The sequence below is a fragment of the Pseudophaeobacter sp. C1-32P7 genome (assembly GCF_041008775.1).
Taxonomy (GTDB): Bacteria; Pseudomonadota; Alphaproteobacteria; order Rhodobacterales; family Rhodobacteraceae; genus Phycobacter; species Phycobacter gallaeciensis_A.
This window is the reverse complement of sequence record NZ_JAXGFR010000006.1, coordinates 264,629-287,426: the sequence shown is the minus strand read 5'-3', so window position 1 is coordinate 287,426 and position 22,798 is coordinate 264,629. Positions and strand designations below refer to the sequence as shown.

Here is a 22,798-nt window from a genome sequence, read left to right as displayed (position 1 = left end):
GCGCTTTGGCTCACTTCAGCGCGGCGTCCACGACCGGGCGCCACTTGTCCTCATTGGCGGCCATCCAGTCGGCAACCACTTCCTCGACGCTGCCACCATCAACGTCGATGGCGCCCATCATCGGCTGCTGGTCTTCAACGGCCAGCGTGTAGGACGACAGGATCTCATGCGCTGCGGGCCAGGTTTCGGCCAAACCGGACCAGCCCGCCTTGAAGATACGCGATGCCGCGAAATCACAGTCGTTGACCGCGTTGGGGTTCGGCCCCCATGCCGGATCGGTAAAGCAGGCCTCTTCGCCTGCGGGCAGGTCGACGAATTTCACGTCATAGGCCGACATCGCCCAATGCGGCTGCCAGAAGGTAATCAGCAGCGGCGTCTTGCGCTCGGTCGCGGCGCGCAGCTCGACGATCAGCGCGGCCTCGGAACCTGCCGGAACCGCCTTGAAGGGCAGATCAAGACCGGCCATCCGGTCGGCGCCGGGGGTGCCCCAGTCGGCCGGGTAATCCACCAGACGGCCCTGCGGCAGGGTTTCGGCGGTGGCGAACTGCGGCGCGCAGGCCTTCAGCGCCTCCCATGCGGGCAGACCCGGGCACAGCTCAGCCACGTGGGCGGGGTAAGCAATGCCTTCCTTGGCGTCGAGTTCCAGATCACCCAGTTCCTCGACGGTGCCTTCGGCGACCTTCTTGGCGTATTCGTCCGATACGTTGGAGGACCAGATTTCCAGCGTCGCGTGGATGTCACCATCCGCGATCGCCTGGAACTGGTTCATCATGCCGGCCGAGACATATTCGACCTTGTAGCCCGCAGCCTTCAGCATCTCACCAGCGATATGAGTGGTGACGTGCTGGCCAGTCCATTCGTTGACTGCCAGTTTGATCGGCGTGTCCACCGCACCCAGATCAGCCGCTGCCGCGGCACCGGAAAGCATGGCAGAAGCGCCCAGCGCCAGTGCAAAAGAAGTTGATTTCATGGATGTCATCCCCGTTCTGTGGGCGCATCAGACGGACCCGAAGTCCCGCGCCCTTATGTGATTGTGGTCGTCTGGTGTCGCGGACTGCGCAGCCCATCGGCCGCCATCTGCCGTTTCGCCACCGCCGGTCCAAGCCGTTCATCTCAGCGTATTGATGATCCAGTGTGACCGCCTACAGGACAAGGTTTTGCCTTTAATACGACCATTTGTCGAGCATTCACGGCGCTACCGACGCATTTTCTTGATTTTCCATTTAAATTCTTAGATGGAAATTCAATTTTGAGACCGGATACCCCGTACCTCCGCCTGGCGATGCACGCCTCAGAAAGAATCAGGGGCGGCACAGATGATCAGTCGCCCCTTTCTAGTTTCAGGTTGTTACAGCACCCGCGCAAGCCGCAGCATCGCTGCAGTCACCGCGCTCAGCTGTTCTGGCGTGCTGATAAAGGGCGGCATTGTATAGATGTTATGTCCAAAGGGACGCACGAATACGCCGGTGTCCGGCGCCAGCGCATGGGCGTCATCGGCGGATACCGGATGATCCATCTCGATCACGCCAATCGCCCCCAGCACCCGCACATCCCGCACCCCTGGCAGGTCGCGCGCCGGGGCCAGCTCTGCCTGCATCTGCGCCGCGATATCTGCAATGCGCCCCCGCCAATCCTGCCCGGTCAGCACATCGATCGCCGCGCAGGCAGCAGCGCAGGCCAGCGGATTGGCCATATAGGTCGGTCCATGCATGAAGATACCGGGATTGCCGCCCCCGATGCCTTCCGCCACCCGGTCATTGGTCAACGTCACCGCAAAGGAAATATGCCCCCCGGTCAGCCCCTTACCGAGGCACAGGATATCCGGCTCAACCGAACAAAAATCGGTGGCGAACATCTGTCCGGTGCGGGCAAAGCCAGTGGCGATCTCATCAAAGATCAACAGGACGCCGAATTCATCGCAGAGCGCCCGCGCCTGATTGAGGTACTCGGGGTGGTAGAAATACATGCCCCCCGTACCCTGCACCACCGGCTCCAGAATAAACCCAGCGATGCGGTCCTGCCCGGCCTCCAGCACCCGGCGCAATTCGCCGAGGCCGTTTTGCTCGGGGTCCTCGCACCACTCCTGCCCCATCGCCACCGGCGGGCGGGAGACGAAATGCTGAACGCTGAGCGCGCCCTGAAACAGGTGATGCATGCCGGTGTCGGGATCGCAGACGCTCATCGCCTTCCAGGTGTCCCCGTGATAGCCCGAGCGCACGGTGGCAAATTCGCTGCGCCCCGGTTGCCCCATGGCGTGCTGGTATTGCACCGCCATCTTCATCGCCACCTCGACCGAGACCGAGCCGCTGTCGCAGTAGAAGATTCGCTGCAGGCTGTCCGGCGTGATCTCCAGCAGCCGCCGTCCCAGCTCCACCGCCGGATCGTGGGTCAACCCACCGAACATCACATGTGGCAGGGTGTCGATCTGTGCCTTCATGGCCGCCGTGATCACCGGATGACGGTGCCCGTGCATCATGCACCACCACGAGGACATGGCGTCGATCAGACGGGTACCGTCCTCCAGCGTGATATGGACGCCTTCCGCTTCCTTTACCAGAAAGGTCCGGCCGGGTTTGGTGACATTGGTATAGGGGTGCCAGAGGTGTTTGTGGTCAAACTCCAGCGGGGTCATCGGCGGGGTCATCGGGATGTCCTTCCTTCAGGTCAGCGCCATGCGGATGGTGGCAAGGTCGACATGCGCGGCGCAGGCCTCGGCCAGCGTCACCGGGGTCAGCGGATCCAGATGCGGCAGCCGTCCCAGATGCGGCACCTGCCCGAACTGGCAGATGGTGTCCTCCACCTCGGGTTCGGGATCGCCACTGAACAGCACGCCGACGACAGGGCATCCCAGATCCTTGAGCGCCATCAGCGAGAGCAGCGAATGGTTGATCGTGCCGAGCCGTGTCGCCGCGCAAAGCACTACAGGCGCACGCCAATGGGCAAAGAGATCGAGAAACAGCTCACGCCGGTTCAGCGGCACCATGACGCCGCCGGCGCCCTCGACGACCAGGGTGCCCGCGCCTTCGGGCAAGGCCAACTCCGCCAGCGAGATCTCGCCCCCCTCAGCCTCGGCCGACAGATGCGGCGAAGCAGGCAGCTGCAGCCGGTATGCTTCGGGCAGAACCTGGCGCCCGGTCATGCGCGCTACGAACGCGCTGTCGGTTTCCTCCTCAAGGCCGGACTGAACTGGCTTCCAGTAACTGGCGCCAAGCGCCTGCATCAGCGCCGCCGATATCACCGATTTGCCGATGCCGGTGTCGGTCCCCGTGACAACCAATGTGCGGCTCATGGGCGCCGCTCCAGCACCTGTGCCAGATCGGTGAACATTTCCGTCACCACCGATTTTGAGGTGTTGAGCGTAATGGACACCCGCAGCCGCGAGGTGCCCGCAGGCACCGTGGGCGGGCGAATGCCGCGAATGTCATAACCAAGCGCCTGCAGATCCGAGGCCAGCTGCATCGTGCGCCCGTCCCCGCCTGTGATCACTGGTAGGATCTGACAGGCAAAGCCGGTCAGACCGCACAGGCGCGCAGCCTCGGCATGGGCATGATCAATCACATCCCAGGCACGGTCGATGCGCGACGTATCCTGCTGCAGAAAGGCCAGCGATGCCCGCACCAGCGCGGCATTGAGCGGTGATGGCGCGGTGGCAAAGATGAAAATCCGCCCCTTGTTGATCAGCATGTCGATCAGCACCTTCGGCGCGCAGATCAGCGCGCCCGAGGCGCCCAGCGCCTTGCCGCAGGTGTGCAGACTGATGACGTTGGGCCGATGCGCGATGTCATGCGCCAGCCCCCGCCCCTGCGGTCCGAACAGGCCGGTGGCATGGGCCTCGTCCACCACCAGCACCCCGCCGGACGCATCGGCCAGCGCCATCAGCTCGGTCAGTGGCGCCAGATCGCCATCCATGGAATAGACCGCCTCGACCGCGATCCAGACCTGCCCGGTGCCGCCCGCCGCGCGCCAGTCAGAGATCACCCGCGCCGCATCAGCCACATCGTTATGGGCAAAGTTTTGCGTTTCGGCCCGGCCCAGCCGCATCCCTTCACGGACGCTGGCGTGAATCAGATCGTCATACAGAACCAGATCGCCGCGCTGAGGCAGGGTGGCGAAGATCGCCACATTGGCGTTGAAACCGCCGCCCATGAAGAGCGCTGCCTCGCTGCCGCAAAAGGCCGCCGCCTCTTCCTCAAGCTGCTGGTGTTCGCTGTCATTGCCTCGCAGCAGGCGCGAACCACCGGCGCCGACGGGCACACCCCGCTGCAACGCCGCCATCGCGGCGGCGCGCATTTCATCGCTGGCCGCAAGCCCCAGATAATCATTCGATGAAAAATCATGCCCGGCCCGCGGGATCAGGCGGCGATAACGGTCCTGATCCGCAAGAGATGTGAGCAGCGCCTGTTGACGCGGAAACAGAGCCGTGGCGGGATCAGCGGTGGGGCCGACTGCGGCGATATTCATTCGCCCACCTCGCCAATCCGGCCTTCGCAATGGGCAGCCATGGCCACCAGACCCAGCCGTTCGAACAGCTGCTGGTCCTTGTCTTCCTCGGGGTTGTCCGCTGTCAGCAGCGTTTCCCCGACAAAGATCGAATTGGCCCCGGCAAAGAAACACATCGCCTGCAGCTCATCGCTCATGTCGGTGCGGCCGGCCGACAGGCGCACATGGCTGTTCGGCATCAGGATCCGCGCGAGCCCGATGGTGCGCACGAATTCGATCGGGTCGATTTTCTGGACGTCTGCCAGTGGCGTGTCGGCAATCGGGATCAGCATGTTCACCGGCACCGAATCCGGGTGTTCATCCAGCGTTGCCAGCGCCAGCAGCATGTCGATCCGGTCCATCTGCTCTTCGCCCATGCCGACGATGCCGCCCGCGCAGACCTTGATCCCCGCCTCGCGCACCCGATTCAGGGTCTCGATCCGGTCGGCGAATGTGCGGGTGGTGATGATCTCGGAATAGTAACGCTCCGAGGTGTCGATATTGTGGTTGTAGTAATCCAGCCCCGCATCGCGCAGGCGGAACACCTGATCCTCCTCCAGCATGCCCAGGGTCATGCAGGTCTCCATCCCCAGTTCCCGGACCCCGTGGATCATCGCCTCCAGCGCCGCCATGTCACGCTCTTTCGGGCTGCGCCAGGCCGCTCCCATGCAATAGCGCGTGGCGCCTGCATCGCGGGCCTTTTTCGCCTCGGCGATCACCCGCTCCACCTCGATGAGCTTGCTTGCAGAGAGTTTTGCACCATTGCGCGCGGATTGGCTGCAATAGGCGCAATCCTCGGGGCAGCCGCCCGTCTTGATGCTCAGCAGCTTGGATTTCTGCACTTGATTGGGGTCAAATGCCTGCCGGTGCACGGACTGCGCCTGAAACAACAAATCCATGAAGGGCTGATTATAGATTTTCTCAGCCTCGGCACGTGTCCAGTCGGTTCTGATCGGCGCAGCATCGAGCATTCGGGGTCTCCCAATTTGCATTATAGATTTTTTCTCAGGAGAAATCTCCCGGACCTCAGTTTTTATAGATAATTTTGAGATACGAACGCAAGCACCGTGTGCGTGCCGCTCAAAGTTTAATTTTTTTATTTTATTTCCAGTATTTACCAGTCACCTCCCACAACAAAACCCTGATCACAGAAACCCTCTTGACGGCGCGGGGGCGCCTCCCCTAGGTGTGAAAGCACGCAGGGGAGTCCCGCCACGGGGACTGAGAGGCTGACAGGACGGGAACACTCCCGGCCGGTGACGCGACCCTTAGAACCTGACCCAGTTGACACTGGCGTAGGAAGCTAGGATGCGCGTCATTGCGGCCCCGTACAGGTCCAATTCCGCGCTGCCCGAACCGAACGGTAGGTACGACCGTTCCGCGTTTCCCCGTCCAAACCTCATCTGGTGTCTTTTCCGAGTTTTGGCTTCGAGGAGCACCGCATGACCCATCAGAATTCCACGATCGCGCCCAGCGTGACCACCGGCCCGCTGCCCGCATCGCGCAAGATCTACGTCTCCGGCGACATCCGCCCTGAGATCCGCGTGCCAATGCGCGAAATCGTAACCCACCCCACCGCGGGCGAGGCGCCGCTACCGGTCTACGACAGCTCCGGCCCCTATACCGATCCCGATCACACCACCGACATCCGCCAAGGCCTGCCCGCCCTGCGCCGGGACTGGATCCTAACGCGCGCCGATGTGGAGGAATACCAGGGCCGCGATGTAAAGCCCGAGGACAACGGATTTGTCGAAGGCGACCGGCTGACACCGGAATTCCCCCAGCGCCCGGCCCCGCTGCGCGCCACGGGCGACAGGGCGGTGACGCAGCTGGCCTATGCCCGCGCCGGGATCATCACGCCCGAGATGGAATATATCGCCATCCGCGAGAACCAGTTGCGCGAGACCTCGCCCTGTCACCGCGATGGCAACGATTTCGGCGCCAATATTCCCGATTACGTAACGCCCGCGTTCGTCCGTCAGGAGGTCGCCGAAGGTCGTGCGATCATCCCCGCCAACATCAACCACCCGGAGCTGGAGCCGATGATCATCGGCCGCAATTTCAAGGTGAAGATCAACGCAAATATGGGCACCTCGGCGGTGACCTCCTCGATGGAGGAGGAAGTGGACAAGCTGGTTTGGGCGATCCGCTGGGGCGCCGATACGGTGATGGATCTGTCGACCGGGCGCAACATCCACAACACCCGCGAATGGATCATCCGCAACTCCCCCGTGCCCATCGGCACCGTGCCGATCTATCAGGCACTGGAAAAGGTGAACGGCATTGCCGAGGACCTGACCTGGGAAGTGTTCCGTGACACGCTGATCGAACAGGCCGAACAGGGCGTCGATTACTTCACCATCCACGCAGGCGTGCGTCTGCACATGGTGCCGATGACCGTCAACCGCGTGACCGGGATCGTGTCGCGCGGCGGCTCGATCATGGCGAAATGGTGCCTGCATCATCACAAGGAAAGCTTCCTTTTTGAGCATTTTGAGGAGATCTGCGACATCTGCCGCCGGTATGACGTCTCCTTCTCCCTGGGCGACGGGCTGCGCCCCGGATCGATTGCCGATGCCAATGACGAGGCGCAATTTGCCGAGCTGGAAACCCTGGGCGAGCTGACCAAAATCGCCTGGGCCAAGGATTGCCAGGTGATGATCGAGGGGCCGGGCCATGTGGCCATGCACAAGATCAAGGAGAACATGGACAAGCAGCTGGAGTGCTGCCACGAGGCGCCGTTTTACACGCTTGGCCCGCTCACCACAGATATCGCACCGGGCTATGACCACATCACCTCTGGCATTGGCGCCGCGATGATCGGCTGGTTCGGCTGCGCCATGCTCTGCTATGTGACACCCAAGGAACACCTGGGCCTGCCGGACCGCGATGACGTGAAGGCCGGAGTGATCACCTACAAGATCGCCGCCCACGCCGCCGATCTGGCAAAGGGCCTTCCCGGCGCCCAGCGGCGCGATGATGCTCTGTCCCGCGCCCGGTTCGAATTCCGCTGGGAGGATCAGTTCAACCTCTCGCTCGACCCGGAAACAGCGCGGGATTTCCATGACGCCACCCTGCCGAAACAGGCGCACAAGGTGGCGCATTTCTGCTCCATGTGCGGGCCGAAGTTCTGCTCCATGCGGATCAGTCACGACATCCGTGCCGAGGCGCAGAAGGAAGGCATGGAGGCGATGGCCGCCAAGTTCCGCGAAGGCGGCGACCTATACGTGCCGGTGCAAGACAGCGTGGATGCGGAGGACCCGGGGGCATGATCACCATCGCAGGCGCGGGCCTTGCCGGGCTCGCCGCCGCGCATGAGCTGGCCCGGCGCGGGGCCGAGGTGACGCTTTATGAACGCAGCGCCCACATCGGTGACAAAAGCGCCTCCCGCTATGCCGGCGGCATGCTGGCGCCCTGGTGCGAGGGCGAAAGCGCCGAAGAGGAAGTGATCACCCTCGGCAGCCGCGCCCTCGACTGGTGGACCCAGATCACCCAGGTGGTCCGGCGCGGCACGCTGGTGCTGGCCCCCGCCCGCGACCGGGCCGAGCTGACCCGTTTTGCCCGGCGCACCCGCGCCCATGTGGCGGTCGATGAGACGCAGATCGCCGCGTTGGAGCCGGAACTGGCAGGCCGGTTCCGCGCCGGGCTGCATTTCACGGAAGAGGGCCATCTGGACCCGCGCCGCGCGATCCGGGATCTGGCAGCCCGGGTGCAGGAGATAGGCGTGACCCTGCACCGCGGCACACCGGCGCCGTCGCGGGTCACGCTGGATTGCACCGGGATTGCCGCGCCCCTGCCGGGCCTGCGTCCGGTGCGCGGCGAGATGGCGATCCTGCACGCGCCCGGGGTGGAGATCAGCCGCACCCTGCGGCTTTTGCACCCGCGCAGCCCCATCTACCTGGTGCCGCGCGCCGATCACCATTTCATGCTGGGTGCCACCATGATCGAAAGCAGCGCCAGCGGCCCCCCTACCCTGCGCGCCCTCAGCGAGCTGATGAATGCGGCCTATGCGCTGCACCCCGGCTTGGCCGAAGCGGCGGTGGTGGAGATCGGCGCAGGACTGCGCCCAGCCTTTGCCGACAACCTGCCGGATCTGATGTGGCAGGACGGCACCCTGTACCTCAACGGCCTGTACCGACACGGCTTTCTTCTGGCGCCCGCCATGGCCGCGCGCGCCGCAGACATTCTGATTCCGGAGACTAGTGATGCAGATCATCGTGAACGCAGATCCGCGTGACATCCGCGCCACCACCCTCGCTGCCGCGCTGGAGGAGCTGGGCTTTACCAGTCCGGCGATTGCTACCGCGCTCAACGGGCAATTTATCTCGCGCGCCAAACGCGATGACACCAGGCTAACAGCGGGCGACCGGCTGGAAGTCCTCGCCCCGATGCAGGGGGGCTGAGCGATGCGGCTATATGATGTCGACCTATCCTCGCGGCTCTTGCTGGGCACCGCGCAATACCCCTCGCCGCAGGTCCTGACCGACGCAGTGCAGGCCAGTGGCAGCGAGGTTCTGACCGTCTCCCTACGCCGTGAAACCGCGGCGGGATCGGGCGCAGGGTTCTGGGACATGCTGCGCCAGACCGGCGCGCGCATTCTGCCCAACACCGCGGGCTGCCACAGCGTGCAGGACGCCGTGACCACTGCGCAGATGGCGCGGGAAATCTTTGGCACCCCCTGGATCAAGCTGGAGGTGATCGGCCATGGCGATACGCTGCAACCGGATATCTTTGCCCTGGTCGAGGCCGCGCGGATCCTGTCCGAGGATGGCTTTCAGGTCTTCCCCTACACAACCGAGGATCTGGTTGTCGCCGAACGGCTTGTCGAGGCGGGCTGTGAGGTGCTGATGCCCTGGGGGGCGCCGATCGGTTCTGGTCAGGGGCTGCGCAATCCAGACGGGCTGCGTGCCATGAGGGCGCATTTCCCGGAGGTGCCGCTGATCGTTGATGCCGGGATCGGGCGGCCATCGGATGCGGCGGAAGCCATGGAACTGGGCATGGATGCGGTCCTCTTGAACACCGCGGTTGCCAAGGCGGGCGACCCTGTGGCTATGGCCCGCGCAATGGATCTGGCCATTCGGGCCGGGCGCGCGGGGTTCGAAGCCCAGCCAATGGAGCCGCGGGACATGGCGGTGCCTTCGACGCCGGTCCTTGGTCTTGCAGAGTTGATGTGATGGAACGTTTTTACCTGATTGTCGGCCACGTCGGCCGACTAGAGCTACTAGTGCCCCACGGGGTGAAACTGGTGCAGCTACGCATAAAGGACCAGACGGATGCAGAAGTGCGCCGCCAGATCGCCCGCGCCCGCGACATCTGCGCCGTGCATGGCGCGCAGCTGGTGGTCAACGATTACTGGCAGGCGGCGCTGGATCTCAACTGCTCCTTTGTGCACCTCGGACAAGAGGACATGGAGGCGGCCGATTTTGCCGCCCTGCGCCGCGCGGGCGTGCACTATGGGCTTTCAACCCATGACGAGGCAGAGCTGGATCGCGCCCTATCCCATGATCCGGCCTATGTGGCGCTGGGGCCGGTCTACCCGACCCTCTTGAAACAGATGAAATGGGACCCGCAGGGATTGGAGCGGGTGACCCGCTGGAAGTGCCTTGCCGGTGATACTCCGCTGGTGGCCATCGGCGGGCTGACGCCCGAGCGTCTGCCGGGTGTCTTTGCCGCGGGGGCCGACAGCGCCGCCGTGGTCACCGATATCCAACAGGCCCCCGACCCCGAAGCCCGCACCCGGGAATGGATCAGGGCCTGCGCATCATGAGCCAGACCGCAAGATATGCCCGCCAGATCGCCCTGCCCGAGGTCGGCGCCGAGGGACAGGCGCGGCTTTCGGCGGCGCATGTGCTGGTGGTGGGCGCCGGGGGGCTTGGCTGCCCGGTGCTGAGCTATCTGGCCGGGGCTGGTGTGGGCGAAATCACCCTGATGGACCCCGATGTGGTGGAGGAAAGTAACCTGCACCGCCAACCGCTGTTTGATATGGATGATATCGGAATACCAAAAGTCGACGCGGCCCGCAGTCGCCTGCTGCAGGCGTATCCTGACTTGCGACTACTGGCAGAGGCACACGCACTCGACCCGCTCAATGCGCCTGCCGCCGTGGCACAGGCCGATCTGGTGGTAGATGCCGCCGACAGTGTCGCCGCCTCCTATATCCTGTCCGATTGCTGCAAGGCGCAGAGTACGCCGTTGATTTCCGCCTCGGCGCTGGGACAATCTGGCTATGTCGGTGGTTTTTGCGGCGACGCGCCATCCCTGCGGGCGGTCTTTCCCGATCCCCCGGCCAGCGGCGCCACCTGCGCCAGCGCCGGGATCATGGGGCCGGTGGTGGGCAGCATTGGCGCACTTCAGGCGCAGATGACGTTGAAGGCGCTCTTGGGACATGCGCCCTCACCACTGGGGCAGTTGATCACGCTAGACATGGCGACACTGACCCCCGGCGGCTTCCGCTTTGACGAAGCGGAAGAGCCGGAAATCGCCCTGCCCTTCATCGCCGCAGCCAACATCCAGCCAGAGGATCAAGTGGTCGAGCTGCGCGATCCGTCCGAGGCATCAGCGCCGGTGACACCGCAGGCCCTGCGCCTGCTGCCACAGAATATTCTGAGTGCCGACCTGCCAGACGACTGCCGGATCGTCCTGTGCTGTCACAGCGGGTTGCGGGCCTGGAGCGCCGCCCGCTGCCTGCAACAGCGCGGCTACAAAAATCTGGCGCTGCTGGCAGCGGGTGCCACGTGATCGAGCCGGGCACTCCCCGCATTCTGGTGATTGCAGGCACGGATTCCAGTGGCGGCGCGGGCCTCACCCGGGACACGGCAATGGCGCAGCGGCTGGGCTGCAGCGTGGCGCCGGTGGTCACAGCCGTCACCGCCCAGACCAGCACCGCACTCACGTCGCTCTGGCCCGTACCGCCCGAAGATATCGCAGCGCAAATCACCGCTGCGCTGCGTGAGGCGCCTGTTCAGGCGATCAAGATCGGCATGCTGGGCACACCCGAAGCTGCCCGCGCGGTCGCCGAGTTGCTACCGCCAGAGATGCCGGTGGTTCTGGACCCGGTACTGAAGACGTCTTCCGGAGGGACGCTCGGCGACCTGATCAGCCTAACGCCGTTGCTCCGACGGGTGACGCTGCTGACCCCAAACCTGCAGGAAAGCGCATCCCTGTCCGGGCAGCCCGCGAGCGCGGCGCTGCCTGATCTGCAACTACAAGCGAAGATCCTGATGGGCTGGAATGGAAAAACGGATCCAACCGGATCCTCAGTGCAGGTCGCCCATACTTCGGGGCCAAACGCAGTTCTAATTAAGGGTGGCCACGCGAAGGGAGCAATCAGCACCGACCATCTGTTTCAGCCCGGGCAGCACGATGCATATCACGCCCCGCGCCTGCCCCACGGTCACCGAGGCACCGGCTGCGCGCTGGCTACGGCCATCTCCTGCCAGCTGGCGCAGGGGCACGCGCTGGAGGAAGCCTGCGCACGGGCCAAGACGGCGTTGACCGAATGGCTGGTTCAGCAGCAAATCGATTAAGACCAAGGGCAGTGGCGGCCCGATCCGGCGCTATCCGACCCGCACTTCTTCGGCCTCCGGCATGCGGGCCATCTGCAAAGTAGCCAACGTCTGGAGAAGGACAGCCTTGCGGATCGGTTTCTGCAGGAAATGATCCATTCCCGCCTCCAGACATTCTGTGCGGTGGCTGTCAAAGGCATTGGCAGTCAGCGCCACGATCACCGGTTGCGGGCCGTCCAGAGCGCGGATTTCCCTTGTCGCCTCGACCCCGTCCAGTTCCGGCATGGACATGTCCATCAGCACGAAATCCGGCATTTGCTCCCGGCAGAGATCAACTGCTTTGCGGCCATTTTCGGCCTCGACGCACTCAACAGGAAGCCCGGCGAAATATTTCTGGATCAGCAGCCGGTTGGTCCGGTTGTCCTCAGCCAGCACGATCCGGGCGCCGGTCAGAACCTCGGTTGCCACCGCAGGAGCGGTTTCCGTTTTCTGCTGAGCCGCTGGGGTTTGTTCCGGCTCCAGTTGGACTTCGAGCCGGAAACAGGAGCCCTGCCCGGCGGCTTGTTTCGGCTGAAGCGAAATGGTGCCGCCCATCCGCTCGGCCAGGATGCTGGAGATGGTCAGGCCAAGGCCGGTGCCCCCAAAGGCACGGGTGGTGGCCGCGTCCGCCTGTGCAAAACGGTCAAAGATATGCTCGGCCTGGCTTTCGGAAATGCCGATCCCGGTGTCCTCGACCTCAACCACGAGCCGGTAGGGCGCCTCCGGATCACTGGTGACACGCACGACAACCCCGCCCTGCGCCGTGAACTTGACCGCGTTGCCCACAAGATTGACCAGGATCTGGCGCAAGCGGCCATCGTCACCGCGCATGCGCTGCGGCAGGGTTTCGTCGATCTCAACCTCAACCGTCAGCCCCTTGCCGTTGGCTTTGGGCCGCAGAAGGTTCACTGCCTGCACGATACAGCTGCGCAGATCGAAATCCGTCGGGGTTATGTCCAGCTTGCCGGCTTCAAGGCGCGAGAGATCAAGAATGTCGTTGATGATTTTCAGCAGAGCATTGGAGGAATCGCGGATGGTTTCCACATAAAGCTGCTCTTCATCTGGCAGTTCCGCCTCGGCCAGAAGATCCGCCATGCCAAGGATGCCATTCATCGGTGTGCGGATTTCATGGCTCATATTGGCGAGGAATTCCGATTTCGCCCGGTCCGCCTGTTCGGCGTTGAGCTTGGCCTCGTGGAGCTCGCTGTTGCGCTGGGTCAGAGCCCGGTTGGCACGGATCAGCTCTTCGCGCAGGTGCACATCGCCAGAGACATCCCAGTCGACCCCGATCATGCGCAGTCGCCCAGAGGCATCGGAGAAGGCGCAGCCCAGCGCCCGGATATGCTTTTGCTCGCCGTTCTCTAGCAAGATGCGGTATTCCGAGAGGTAATTCTTGCCATCGTGCGTAGCGCGCCAGAAGGTTTCCACGGCTTGCTGGCAATCGTCCGGATGCAGGCACTTCTTCCACTCGGAGAAATTGATTTTCCCGTTCAGCGCCTCGATCCCATAAAGGTCGGACATGCGCCGATCCCAGATCAGTTCACCGGTCTCCGCGTCCAGCTCCCAGATGCCGATCTTGGAGGTCTCAACGGCAATCTCCAGACGCCGGGAAAGGGTTTCCAGATCCCGTTCGCGGCGTTTGAGTTTCTCGATCGCGTGGCTGCGGGCATCGGCCATGCGGGTGGCAAGCGCGGTGGGCACAAGGACCAGCAGCCCGCCTGCGAGCAGCAGCAACCGCAAGGTCCAGAGGTTGTCCGGCATCACCTCCCAACCGCCCTTCGGCGTGGCGGCCAGCACCCAATTGCCTTCGGCCAGCGACACATCGGTGCGCACCGGGTTGTTTTCCATCACCTCTTCGGAGCCAAAGAACTGACCGCCAGCCGCGCCCTTGCCGTCTTTTCCAAGGATCGCGATATCGAGGCCAAGATCCGGGTCGGTTAGACCAACGGTCTCGTATAACCCATCGGCACTGATAACTGCTGACAAAATACCCCAGAAGCGCAAGGGACCGTCCTGCGAGGTGAAAATAGGGAAGCGCGCCACGAAGGCCTCGCCGCCCTGTACCAATTTGACCGGTCCGGCCAGAACGATTTTGCCAGTATCGCGCGCCTGCTCAGCGGCCGCGCGCTGCGCCTTGTGCTGGTTGTAATCAAGGCCCAGCGCCGCCTCGTTGCCCTTCAGCGGGTGAATGAGGGAGATCACCAGATCCGGAGCCGCGGCAAGATGGGTAATCTGCCCGTCCCGCCCGATCATCTGCGCGCTCAGATCGGAAAACCGCTGCTGTGTCATGTCCGGCTCGGTCGACATCACTGCAACCAGGCCCTGCACCAACTGAATATCGGCATTGAGCGCGCCCTCAAGCCGGGATCGGATCAACCCGACCTCGCTTTGCACATCCGCGCGCAGACGCTGGCTGTAGATGGTGGAGTTCTGCTGCTCGGCAAATATCGAGGCGCCCACTAGTACCACAATGGTCACAAGCACCGACAGGTAAGAGCGATTAGACACTCCCCTGGCCACACGGCGCAAATCTGCACGTGTATTGGAACTCACGACCATCAAAAGCCTCTTAAAATTGCAATGGGTGCCGCAAAACAACCGGCAATTCCCCTTATGGCCTTAAGTGGTTCAATAGCTCTTAACGGTAGAAATATAAACATCCCCGTTGCACCTTCACCCTACCCAACGGACGTCCGCTCTCCTTTTGGCGGTACGCCATCTGGCCGCCGCAACAGCACAGCCGCCCCCTGGGAGCAAGGACAATATGGCTGAACACGCGCTCCCATGCCGATAAAACCTGTGCAAAGTGACCCAAGGGAAACACCGACAAAAAATACAGTCCGCGGTCGCGTACCGGAAGGAACGGTATTCCCGCAGTTGAATCAAATCCTTACCCGAGCGTTATCCATCCCCTTGCGAAAAACAACATATATGATTTTGAAAATTTGTACTTCCCCGCCTAACATATTCAAGAACCTGCAGGAGGAAGCGGGTTCGGAACTGTCGCAAGACAGGTTTAGGGAGGAAAAAAATCATGTCAAAAATCGTAACGCGCCGCGGCGCGCTGACAGGTCTTGCCGGTCTGGGTGCAGCGGGACTGGCCGCACCCCATATCGCAACGGCGGCGAGTCACACAAAAACCTGGAAGGTGCAGACATCCTGGCCGGGCGGTGCAGGTCTGCAGATCTTCAAGGACTGGTGCGGTAGCATCGTCGAAAAGACCGGCGGTGAGCTGGCCTTTCAACCCTTTGGCGCCAATGACGTCGTCGGGGACTTTCAGCTCTATGACGCGGTGAAGAATGGGGTTCTGGACGCGGTGAACCCCTTTACCATCTATGCCCAGGGCATCATCCCGGCGGCGGTGTTCCTGTCGTCCTTCCCGCTGGGGCTGCGCAACCCGCATGAATATGACGTGTTCTACTATGGGCTTGGCGGCCTTGATATGGCGCGCGAGCTCTACAAGGCGCAGGGCATGCATTTCGTCGGCCCGATCCACCACGGCCCGAATATCATCCACTCCAAGGTGCCGATCCGCTCGATCGACGATTTCCGCGGCCGCAAGATGCGCCTGCCCGGCGGCATGGTCGCCGAGATCTTTACCGAGATCGGCGCCGAAACCACGGTTCTGCCAGGCTCGGAGATCTTCCCGGCGCTGGAAAAGGGCACCATCGACGTGGCCGACTATGTGGGCCCCGCAGTGAACTACTCGCTCGGCTTCAGCCAGGTCACCGACTATATCGTCATGGGTCCTCCGGGCTTCATGTCGCTCTACCAGCCGGTGGACATCATGGATCTGACCGTGGGCATGGAGAGCTGGAACGCGCTGTCGCCGCAGATGCAACAGTTCGTCGAAATGGAGACCCACGTCTATTCCGACATGCACCACGCCGCGATCCAGGCCGCCGACCAGGAAGCCTGGAAAAAGTTCGAGGCCGACGGAACCGAGGTTACCCGCCTCAGCCAGGACGATGTGGAGCTGATGACCGAGGTCGCCGTCCCGGTCTGGTACAAATACGCCAACCGCGACAAATCCAGCGCCCGCATTTTCAAGACCATCCTCGACTACATGCAGTCCGGCTCGCTTGGATATGTGGACCCGGCACTGACCGAAGGCATGTCGCTGGATCTGTAATCAGACCCCAGGCGACGCTGACCAATGCGGACCCGCACATCGCGTGCGGGTCCGTTGCTCTGACCTCAAACAATCAAAAATAACGGGGGACCCCATGCCCAGCCTCGATGTCACCTTGCCCCATTGGGCCTATTGGGTGGGACTGATCGTCTTTCCGCTGGTGGCCATGGTTCTGGCCAGGCGGCCACGGACCGGCCCCAGCAAATATACCAACGCGCTTGGCTATTTCATTCTCGTGACCGGCGGCATGCTGGGTCTGCACCGCTTCTATCTGCGCAGCCTGATGGGCCTGGCCTTCATCCCGGTCTTCATTCTGATCCTGATCTCAAACTCCAACGGCCAGGAAGCCCGCAGCGTGCTGTCGGATGCCTCCAACGTGGTGCGTCAGGCGGAACGGACGCTGGAGCGCGAAACCGGCCGGATCGAAGCTGCCGAGGCGGACCTACCCAAGATGCGCGCGGATCTGGCCGAGGCCGAAGAAGGCACCTTTGCCAAACGCCGCGCCGAAAAGAACATCGCCCGCGCCGAACAGCGGCTGAGTGACGGGCGCGAAAGGATCGCGCAGGCAACCGAGGATCTGAAAACCGCCACCCCCGCGCTGGAGGTGGCAGGCGACAATCTGGCCTTCTGGAACAAGGTGGGCGCCTATGCGCTTTATGTGCTGTTGGCGGCGATGCTGGTCGATGCGGTGTTGATGCCGGGTCTGGTGCGCCGCGCAAATCAGAACCTGCCCGAGGAGGAACCCGAAAGCGAAGCGGAAAGGGCCCTGCGGGAGCTGGAAGAATCCGAGCGGGTCGAGGATTCAAGCCATGTGTCGACGGGCTGGACCGGCTGGATCGACCGGACATCCCTGATGGCGGGTGAATTCGTCAGCTATTGGGCGGTAATCGCTGTCTTCGTCTATTACTTCGAAGTGATCAGCCGCTATGTCTTCGGCTCGCCCACCAACTGGGCGCATGAGGCGATGTATCTGATGTTCGGCATGCAGTACCTGATTGCCGGCTCTTATGCGATGCTGACCGAGGCGCATGTACGCGTCGACATCTTCTATGCGCCACTCAGCCGTCCGAAACGGGCCTGGGCGGATCTGTTTACCTCGATCTTCTTCTTCATCTTCGCCTTCACCCTGCTCTTCACCGGCTACAAGTTCGCGCTGGACGCAAACGCGGTGGCGACCGGCAACGGGGTCATCTCGGAATGGGCGCGCGGCAATATCGGATTTGGTGAAATGCTGGGCAGCATGAACCTGGCGCAGTGGACCGATCCGAATATCCGCTGGGGCGAAATCAGCTTCAATGAATGGGAAATCCCGCTGTGGCCGATGAAATGGGTCATGGTGATCGGCGGCCTGCTGCTGGTTCTGCAGGGTATTTCCAAGCTTGCGCAGGACGTGCGCGCAATCGTGAAGGGGGCCTAAGACATGGGTCTGGAAATCGGAATTGAGTGGCTGACACTCATCATGTTCGGCTCGCTGCTGGCGCTTTTGCTGGCGGGGCTACCGCTGGCCTTTGTCACCGGCGGTCTGGCCTGCGTGTTTCTCTATGTGCTTGGCGATGAAAGGGCACTGAATATCGTGCCCAGCCGGATCTTCCCGCTGATGACCAATTATCAGCTCTCGGCGATCCCACTCTTCATCTTCATGGCCTCGATGCTGGAACGGGCCGGGATCATCAACGACATGTTCGATGTGATCTACAAGGTGCTGGGCGGCGTCAAAGGCGGCCTTGCCGCCGCGACCATCATCGCCTCAACCGTTCTGGCGGCCATGGTGGGCGTCATCGGCGCCGCGGTGGTGACCATGGGCATCATCGCCCTGCCCGCGATGCTGAAACGCGGCTATGATCCGAAGATCGCGATGGGGTCGATCATGGCGGGCGGCACGCTCGGCATCCTGATCCCACCGTCGATCCTGGCGATCATCTATGCCGTGGTGGCCGAGCAATCGGTGGGTGAGCTGTTCATCGGCGCGGTGTTTCCGGGGCTGATGCTGTCGGGCACCTATGTGCTCTATGTTATCCTGCGCTCTACGATCAATCCCAAGCTTGGCCCGCCGATCCCGGTGGAAGAACGCGTCAGCTTTGCAGAGAAGATGCGCCTGATGGGCAATATGTCGGCGCCTATCGCTCTGATCGTCATCGTTTTGGGGGTGATCTTTACCGGTGTTGCTACCCCGGTTGAGGCGGCCGGCATCGGCACCTTCGGTGCCTTCATAGTCGCCGCCATCCACCGCAAGCTGGACTGGCAGACCGTGCGCGAAGCCTCGATCGGCACGCTCAAGGCCAGCGCTATGGTGATCTGGATCATGTTCGGCGCCACCATCTTTGTCGGTCTCTACGTCCTCGAAGGCGGCCAGCAGTTCGTGCAATCGGCGCTGGAAGCAACCGGCTTTGGTCCCTGGGGTATCCTGATCATCATGATGATCGTCCTGGTGGTCCTTGGCATGTTCCTTGACTGGGTGGGTATCCTGCTGCTCTGCGTGCCGATCTTTGTGCCGATCATCAAGGCGATGGGGCCTGAACCCTTTGGCCTCACCTCTGAGGCGGATCTGGTGCTGTGGTTCGGGGTGCTCTACCTCGTCAACATGCAGATGAGCTTCCTGTCGCCGCCCTTTGGCTATGCACTGTTCTACCTGCGCGGCGTGGCTCCGGCAGAAATCCCGATGACGGATATCTTCAAATCGGCGCTGCCTTTCCTTGGCCTGCAGATCCTCGGCCTGATCCTCTGCATGGTCTTCCCCGAGATCATCACATGGCTGCCGCGCCTGGTTTACGGCTAAGCAAGACTGCCGCCCAACCGGCCAGACACCCAACCATGAGCCGCTCCGACCCGGGGCGGCTCATATTTTTGTGACTTTGTGCCCTTGCGGCGCATTGTCTCTGCCAATCCCCGGCCCAGCAGAGAAGCACGACCTGCTTTATCCCTCAAAATCAGCTGGTTGAATGTGTTCTTGGCCGGATTTCACGCCGCAAAGGCGCCCGCACAGACCATGACCGCAGTTCCTGTTCCAGCAAAGGAGTTTCAAATTTCGCTTGCCATACCCATCTGCTAGGGTATCGGGACAATCAAGAAGCAATAATACAGCAGGCGCATGACCGACACGACCGACCTACACAGCACCCCCCGGGGTGCAACTCCTGCACGCGACTGGGTGAAAACCCTTGCCGGCTACCGGAATCCCAACCAGCTGCGCAGCGCCTTTGAACTGGGTGCAACCATCATTCCCTTCGTGATTCTCTGGGCACTGGCCTGGTGGAGCCTGTCGGTCAGCTACTGGCTGGCCTTCGGCATTTCCCTTTTCAACGCCGCCTTCCTGCTGCGGCTCTTCGCCATTCAGCACGACTGCGGCCATGGCGCCTTCTTCCCCAACCGGACCTTCAGCGACTGGATCGGGCGCGTCATGGGGGTTGTCACACTGACGCCCTATGATGTCTGGCGCCGCACCCATTCGGTGCACCACAGCGCCACCGGCAACCTCGACAAACGCGGCATGGGCGACGTCCACACGCTGACCGTTGCCGAATACCGCGCGCTTGGTCCGTTCCAGCGCCTTGTCTACCGGTTGTATCGCAATCCACTGGTGCTGTTCGGCCTTGGCCCCAGCTATCTGTTCCTGCTGCAAAACCGGGTGCCGTTGGGATTGATGGACAGTGCGAAATACTGGGTCAGCGCCATGCTCACCAATCTGGCCATTGCGGCGGCGCTGCTGACGATCTGGTATTTCGGCGGCTGGCAACCGTTGCTGCTGATCTTCCTGCCGACCACCCTGCTGGCGGCCACCATCGGCGTCTGGCTGTTCTACGTGCAGCACCAGTTCGAACATACCAACTGGGACAGCAACGAAGACTGGCAGCTGCATGACTCCGCCCTGCACGGCAGTTCCTACTACCAGCTGCCCGCCGTGCTACAGTGGTTCAGCGCCAATATCGGCATCCACCACGTGCATCACCTTTACAGCCGTATCCCGTTCTACCGGCTGACCGAAGTGCTGCGCGACCATCAGGAACTGGCCGAAAGCAACCGCATGACCATCCGCGAAAGCCTGGCCAATGCGCGGCTGCACCTCTGGGACGAAGACAGCCGCCGGCTGTTGTCCTTTGCCCAGGCCCGCCCGCTGCTGACGGCGGCCTGATCCGGGTCAAAGCCACCCTGAAACCGCGTCTTTCATGAGCAAAGACGCGGTTCACTCAGCTTAATACTCCGAAAAACCTCGCTATTTTTCCGGATCGCCGGAAACTCTCTGTTTGCAACGCGCATGCCAGGGTTTTCCGATCTGTGGACGTGGGGTCTGATCAACATGCATCAATTGCTCGAAAAAGAAGAGGCTGCGCTGCGGCGCAGGGCATTGTTCCGGCTGCTGCGCCGGTTCGATTTCGACGCGCCGGAATTCAAGGGAGAGGCGATCTCTGATCCGGTGCCTGCCAGCGTCAGCGCGGCAGAATATCAGCCAGCCTCCCCGCCCTGTTCGTATCCGCGCAAAGGCATAGTCCCCGGCGAAGGAGCCGCTGCAACAGCCGTTGCAGGTCCTGCCTCATGGCGCCCTACCGCCCCGGCGCCCGGTCGCGAAACAGGGTCACCACCAGCAGGCCCGTAAGGATCATAACCACGCCGGTCAGACCGCCCGGCGTTACCGCCTCTCCCACCACTATGGTGGCGAGGAACCATGCGGTGACCGGCTCAGCCAGCGCCAGAGTAACGGCAGTGGATGCGGTGACCCGGGTCAGCCCCCAAGTATAAAGCGCATAGGACAGCGCCGTGGCCCCGACACCAAGGAATACCAACCCGGTCCAGGCGGAGGGCCCCGCCAGCCAATCGAGCGGCACCATGAACAGAACCGGCGCAGTTACCAGCGCCGCAACGGTAAAGGTCGAAGCCGCGATCACGGTCGAAGGCAGCGTGCCGCCCATGCGACTGGTGGCCAGCGAATAGGCCGCATAACAGCCGCCCGAGAGCAGCGCCAGGATAACCCCCGACAGTGCGCCGCCCTCGCCTGCGCCCGCATAGCCCAGAAGACCAACGCCCAGAACCGACACCCCCTGCCCCATGAGCCGCAGAGGACCGGGCCTGCGCCCCTGCGCAAACCGCTCCCACAGCGTGGCCCAGATCGGCGCACTGCCGATGGCGACCGCGGTACCGATCCCGACCCCGGCCAGCGCGACCGCGTAGAAGAACAGCAGGTTGTAGCTGCCGATCGCCACACCGGCGAACAGGACACCCGGCAGCGGCAGATGCCGCAGGGCCAGTCGGTTCTTGGGTTGCATCAGTGCCAGCAGGCACAGGGCACCGGCGCCGAACAGCAGGCGCAGAGCCCCCACAGCAAGCGGATCACGGCCCGCAGGCAACAGGGCCTGCACTGTCCCGGTGGTGCCCCAGAGCATCGCTGCCAGGATCACCGCCCCCAGCCCCATCCATCTGAAAGACCCCATGTCCGCCCCTGCGTGCTGCCTCTGCACGATCTATCGCCGCAAAGCCCGCAACTTGCAACGCAGAGCCGCCCGCGCAGGATCCCCGGCACAAAGAAAGGGCGCAGGTCAGCGACCCACGCCCTTTCGCACCCCATCGGTTCTGGGATCGGGGTGTTATCCGCCGTGTTTGGCGATCAACGCCTTGGCCTGTTCAATCAGGGCTTCTCCATCGATGCCCTTGCTGCCGACCTCATCAATCCAGCGAGCGATCACAGGCTGTGCCTTTTCCTTCCAGCGGGCCACTTCGGCCTCGTCGAGAACGACGATCTCGTTGCCCTTGTCCTCGGCGATTTCGCGGCCCGGCGCATCGCGCTCCAGCATGACCTTGGCAGCAAAGGCCGAAAGTTTCTGGCCCGATTCCGCGTCGAGAATAGCCTTCAGATCATCCGGCAGGGCGTTGTACTTGTCGCGGTTCATCACTAGCACGATGGTCGCGGTATAAAGCGCCTCCTTGCCACTGAACTCGGTGTGGTGTTCCACTAGATCGGTCAGCTTGACCGCCGGAGTGACCTCCCAGGGGATCACGGTGCCGCTGATCACGCCCTTGGAGAGCGCCTCGGGAATGGCGGGGAGCGGCAGGCCAACTGGGGTGGCGCCCAGTTCCTTCAGCATATCGGTGATGATCCGGGTCGGACCGCGCAGGGTCTGCCCTTCCATGTCTTCCAGCTTGCTCACACCGCTTTCGGTGTGGATCACGCCGGGGCCATGCACCCAGGCGCCCAGCACCTTGACGTCCTTGTACTCGCCCTCCTGCAGGTCGGTCTCAACCAGTTCCATGAAGGCCTTCGAGGTGGCCACTGGATCGGTCATCATGAAGGGCAGCTCGAACACTTCGGTCTTGGGGAAGCGGCCGGGCGTATAGCCCACCACGGTCATCACCATATCAGCGACCCCATCAGCCGCCTGATCCATCAGACCCGGCGGGGTTCCGCCCAGCGACATGGCATCGAAATGCTCAATCTTGATCCGCCCGCCAGAGGCTTCCTCCACCTGCGCGCCCCAGGGTTTCAGGATCATCTTTGGCACGGTGGCGGGGGGCGGCAGGAACTGGTGCAGCCGCAGCGTCACCTCCTGCGCCTGTGCCATCAGTGGTGACAATGCGGTGGCCGCGGCAAAAAACGCGGCGCCCAGCAGGGTATGTTTCATCATGTTTCCTCCCAGATGATGATGAAGACCGGGGC

The 22,798-nt window shown here is 62.7% G+C and carries 19 protein-coding genes; 11 read left to right on the top strand and 8 right to left on the bottom strand.

The features are described from left to right. Nucleotides 1-10 precede the first annotated feature (10 nt). The 5 genes from SM763_RS11330 to bioB form a co-directional block, all read right to left on the bottom strand. Entirely contained in the window at nucleotides 11-970 is a 960-nt protein-coding gene (locus tag SM763_RS11330) for an ABC transporter substrate-binding protein (RefSeq protein ID WP_368998601.1), read from the bottom strand. Between the two features lie 378 nt (nucleotides 971-1,348). Beyond that, nucleotides 1,349-2,644, bottom strand: coding sequence for an adenosylmethionine--8-amino-7-oxononanoate transaminase (gene bioA / locus SM763_RS11325; protein ID WP_368998600.1), 1,296 nt, complete (start codon nucleotides 2,642-2,644; stop codon nucleotides 1,349-1,351). 15 nt (nucleotides 2,645-2,659) lie between these two features. Beyond that, complete coding sequence (gene bioD / locus SM763_RS11320; RefSeq protein ID WP_368998599.1) at nucleotides 2,660-3,289, bottom strand: dethiobiotin synthase; 630 nt, start codon at nucleotides 3,287-3,289, stop codon at nucleotides 2,660-2,662. After that, entirely contained in the window at nucleotides 3,286-4,461 is a 1,176-nt protein-coding gene (locus tag SM763_RS11315; protein WP_368998598.1) for an 8-amino-7-oxononanoate synthase, read from the bottom strand. The genes bioD and SM763_RS11315 overlap by 4 nt, the downstream gene beginning before the upstream one ends. Continuing rightward, nucleotides 4,458-5,450 carry a biotin synthase BioB gene (gene bioB / locus SM763_RS11310; protein ID WP_368998597.1) on the bottom strand — a complete coding sequence of 331 codons (993 nt, stop codon included), beginning with the start codon at nucleotides 5,448-5,450 and terminating at the stop codon, nucleotides 4,458-4,460. The genes SM763_RS11315 and bioB overlap by 4 nt, the downstream gene beginning before the upstream one ends. Nucleotides 5,451-5,921: 471 nt before the next feature. On the opposite strand from bioB, the gene thiC reads away from it, so the two are divergent. From thiC to thiD, 7 genes are read left to right on the top strand one after another with little or no spacing between them, the layout of a single operon-like run. Next, nucleotides 5,922-7,751, top strand: coding sequence for a phosphomethylpyrimidine synthase ThiC (thiC, locus tag SM763_RS11305; protein WP_368998596.1), 1,830 nt, complete (start codon nucleotides 5,922-5,924; stop codon nucleotides 7,749-7,751). After that, a complete protein-coding gene (locus tag SM763_RS11300) occupies nucleotides 7,748-8,716 on the top strand; it encodes an FAD-dependent oxidoreductase (protein WP_368998595.1) in 969 nt (322 codons plus the stop codon). Before thiC ends, SM763_RS11300 begins: the two co-directional genes overlap by 4 nt. Further along, a complete protein-coding gene (gene thiS / locus SM763_RS11295; protein ID WP_347509634.1) occupies nucleotides 8,685-8,882 on the top strand; it encodes a sulfur carrier protein ThiS in 198 nt (65 codons plus the stop codon). Before SM763_RS11300 ends, thiS begins: the two co-directional genes overlap by 32 nt. A 3-nt stretch (nucleotides 8,883-8,885) precedes the next feature. Continuing rightward, nucleotides 8,886-9,653: a thiazole synthase gene (locus tag SM763_RS11290; protein WP_368998594.1), complete on the top strand. Its 768-nt coding sequence runs from the start codon at nucleotides 8,886-8,888 to the stop codon at nucleotides 9,651-9,653. Further along, complete coding sequence (locus SM763_RS11285; protein ID WP_368998593.1) at nucleotides 9,653-10,246, top strand: thiamine phosphate synthase; 594 nt, start codon at nucleotides 9,653-9,655, stop codon at nucleotides 10,244-10,246. The genes SM763_RS11290 and SM763_RS11285 overlap by 1 nt, the downstream gene beginning before the upstream one ends. Continuing rightward, nucleotides 10,243-11,217, top strand: coding sequence for a ThiF family adenylyltransferase (locus tag SM763_RS11280; protein ID WP_368998592.1), 975 nt, complete (start codon nucleotides 10,243-10,245; stop codon nucleotides 11,215-11,217). The genes SM763_RS11285 and SM763_RS11280 overlap by 4 nt, the downstream gene beginning before the upstream one ends. Next, nucleotides 11,214-12,005, top strand: a complete 792-nt coding sequence (gene thiD / locus SM763_RS11275) for a bifunctional hydroxymethylpyrimidine kinase/phosphomethylpyrimidine kinase (RefSeq protein ID WP_368998591.1) — start codon at nucleotides 11,214-11,216, stop codon at nucleotides 12,003-12,005. The genes SM763_RS11280 and thiD overlap by 4 nt, the downstream gene beginning before the upstream one ends. Nucleotides 12,006-12,035: 30 nt before the next feature. On the opposite strand, the gene SM763_RS11270 is transcribed toward thiD, so the two are convergent. After that, nucleotides 12,036-14,531 (bottom strand): ATP-binding protein, encoded by a 2,496-nt coding sequence (locus SM763_RS11270; protein WP_342456195.1) that lies wholly within the window; start codon nucleotides 14,529-14,531, stop codon nucleotides 12,036-12,038. Nucleotides 14,532-15,057: 526 nt separating this feature from the next. Here SM763_RS11270 and dctP point away from each other — a divergent pair. The 4 genes from dctP to SM763_RS11250 all read left to right on the top strand — a co-directional run bounded on the left by dctP (nucleotide 15,058) and on the right by SM763_RS11250 (nucleotide 20,284). Next, the gene (gene dctP, locus SM763_RS11265; RefSeq protein ID WP_065273001.1) at nucleotides 15,058-16,155 is read left to right on the top strand and encodes a TRAP transporter substrate-binding protein DctP; all 1,098 of its coding nucleotides are present in this window, start codon (nucleotides 15,058-15,060) and stop codon (nucleotides 16,153-16,155) included. A 94-nt stretch (nucleotides 16,156-16,249) separates the two neighbouring features. Then, the gene (locus SM763_RS11260) at nucleotides 16,250-17,572 is read left to right on the top strand and encodes a TRAP transporter small permease subunit (protein ID WP_274868210.1); all 1,323 of its coding nucleotides are present in this window, start codon (nucleotides 16,250-16,252) and stop codon (nucleotides 17,570-17,572) included. 3 nt (nucleotides 17,573-17,575) lie between these two features. Further along, nucleotides 17,576-18,931 carry a TRAP transporter large permease gene (locus SM763_RS11255; protein ID WP_065272999.1) on the top strand — a complete coding sequence of 452 codons (1,356 nt, stop codon included), beginning with the start codon at nucleotides 17,576-17,578 and terminating at the stop codon, nucleotides 18,929-18,931. 312 nt (nucleotides 18,932-19,243) lie between these two features. Then, the gene (locus SM763_RS11250; protein ID WP_368998590.1) at nucleotides 19,244-20,284 is read left to right on the top strand and encodes a fatty acid desaturase; all 1,041 of its coding nucleotides are present in this window, start codon (nucleotides 19,244-19,246) and stop codon (nucleotides 20,282-20,284) included. Nucleotides 20,285-20,693: 409 nt separating this feature from the next. Here the strand turns inward: SM763_RS11250 and SM763_RS11245 are convergent, their stop codons facing one another. Beyond that, a complete protein-coding gene (locus SM763_RS11245) occupies nucleotides 20,694-21,578 on the bottom strand; it encodes a DMT family transporter (protein WP_274832982.1) in 885 nt (294 codons plus the stop codon). 153 nt (nucleotides 21,579-21,731) lie between these two features. Then, a complete protein-coding gene (locus SM763_RS11240; protein WP_065273778.1) occupies nucleotides 21,732-22,763 on the bottom strand; it encodes a TRAP transporter substrate-binding protein in 1,032 nt (343 codons plus the stop codon). Nucleotides 22,764-22,798: the final 35 nt, after the last annotated feature.

What these genes read in the sequence shown, in the direction of transcription:
- SM763_RS11315 (WP_368998598.1), bottom strand. Translation starts at nt 4,461, where the DNA reads ATGAATATCGCCGCAGTCGGCCCCACCGCTGATCCCGCCACGGCTCTG.
- bioD (WP_368998599.1), bottom strand. Translation starts at nt 3,289, where the DNA reads ATGAGCCGCACATTGGTTGTCACGGGGACCGACACCGGCATCGGCAAA.
- SM763_RS11285 (WP_368998593.1), top strand. Translation starts at nt 9,653, where the DNA reads ATGGAACGTTTTTACCTGATTGTCGGCCACGTCGGCCGACTAGAGCTA.
- SM763_RS11280 (WP_368998592.1), top strand. Translation starts at nt 10,243, where the DNA reads ATGAGCCAGACCGCAAGATATGCCCGCCAGATCGCCCTGCCCGAGGTC.
- SM763_RS11260 (WP_274868210.1), top strand. Translation starts at nt 16,250, where the DNA reads ATGCCCAGCCTCGATGTCACCTTGCCCCATTGGGCCTATTGGGTGGGA.
- SM763_RS11290 (WP_368998594.1), top strand. Translation starts at nt 8,886, where the DNA reads ATGCGGCTATATGATGTCGACCTATCCTCGCGGCTCTTGCTGGGCACC.
- SM763_RS11245 (WP_274832982.1), bottom strand. Translation starts at nt 21,578, where the DNA reads ATGGGGTCTTTCAGATGGATGGGGCTGGGGGCGGTGATCCTGGCAGCG.
- SM763_RS11300 (WP_368998595.1), top strand. Translation starts at nt 7,748, where the DNA reads ATGATCACCATCGCAGGCGCGGGCCTTGCCGGGCTCGCCGCCGCGCAT.
- thiS (WP_347509634.1), top strand. Translation starts at nt 8,685, where the DNA reads ATGCAGATCATCGTGAACGCAGATCCGCGTGACATCCGCGCCACCACC.
- bioA (WP_368998600.1), bottom strand. Translation starts at nt 2,644, where the DNA reads ATGACCCCGCCGATGACCCCGCTGGAGTTTGACCACAAACACCTCTGG.
- bioB (WP_368998597.1), bottom strand. Translation starts at nt 5,450, where the DNA reads ATGCTCGATGCTGCGCCGATCAGAACCGACTGGACACGTGCCGAGGCT.
- SM763_RS11240 (WP_065273778.1), bottom strand. Translation starts at nt 22,763, where the DNA reads ATGAAACATACCCTGCTGGGCGCCGCGTTTTTTGCCGCGGCCACCGCA.
- SM763_RS11330 (WP_368998601.1), bottom strand. Translation starts at nt 970, where the DNA reads ATGAAATCAACTTCTTTTGCACTGGCGCTGGGCGCTTCTGCCATGCTT.
- SM763_RS11255 (WP_065272999.1), top strand. Translation starts at nt 17,576, where the DNA reads ATGGGTCTGGAAATCGGAATTGAGTGGCTGACACTCATCATGTTCGGC.
- thiC (WP_368998596.1), top strand. Translation starts at nt 5,922, where the DNA reads ATGACCCATCAGAATTCCACGATCGCGCCCAGCGTGACCACCGGCCCG.
- dctP (WP_065273001.1), top strand. Translation starts at nt 15,058, where the DNA reads ATGTCAAAAATCGTAACGCGCCGCGGCGCGCTGACAGGTCTTGCCGGT.
- SM763_RS11250 (WP_368998590.1), top strand. Translation starts at nt 19,244, where the DNA reads ATGACCGACACGACCGACCTACACAGCACCCCCCGGGGTGCAACTCCT.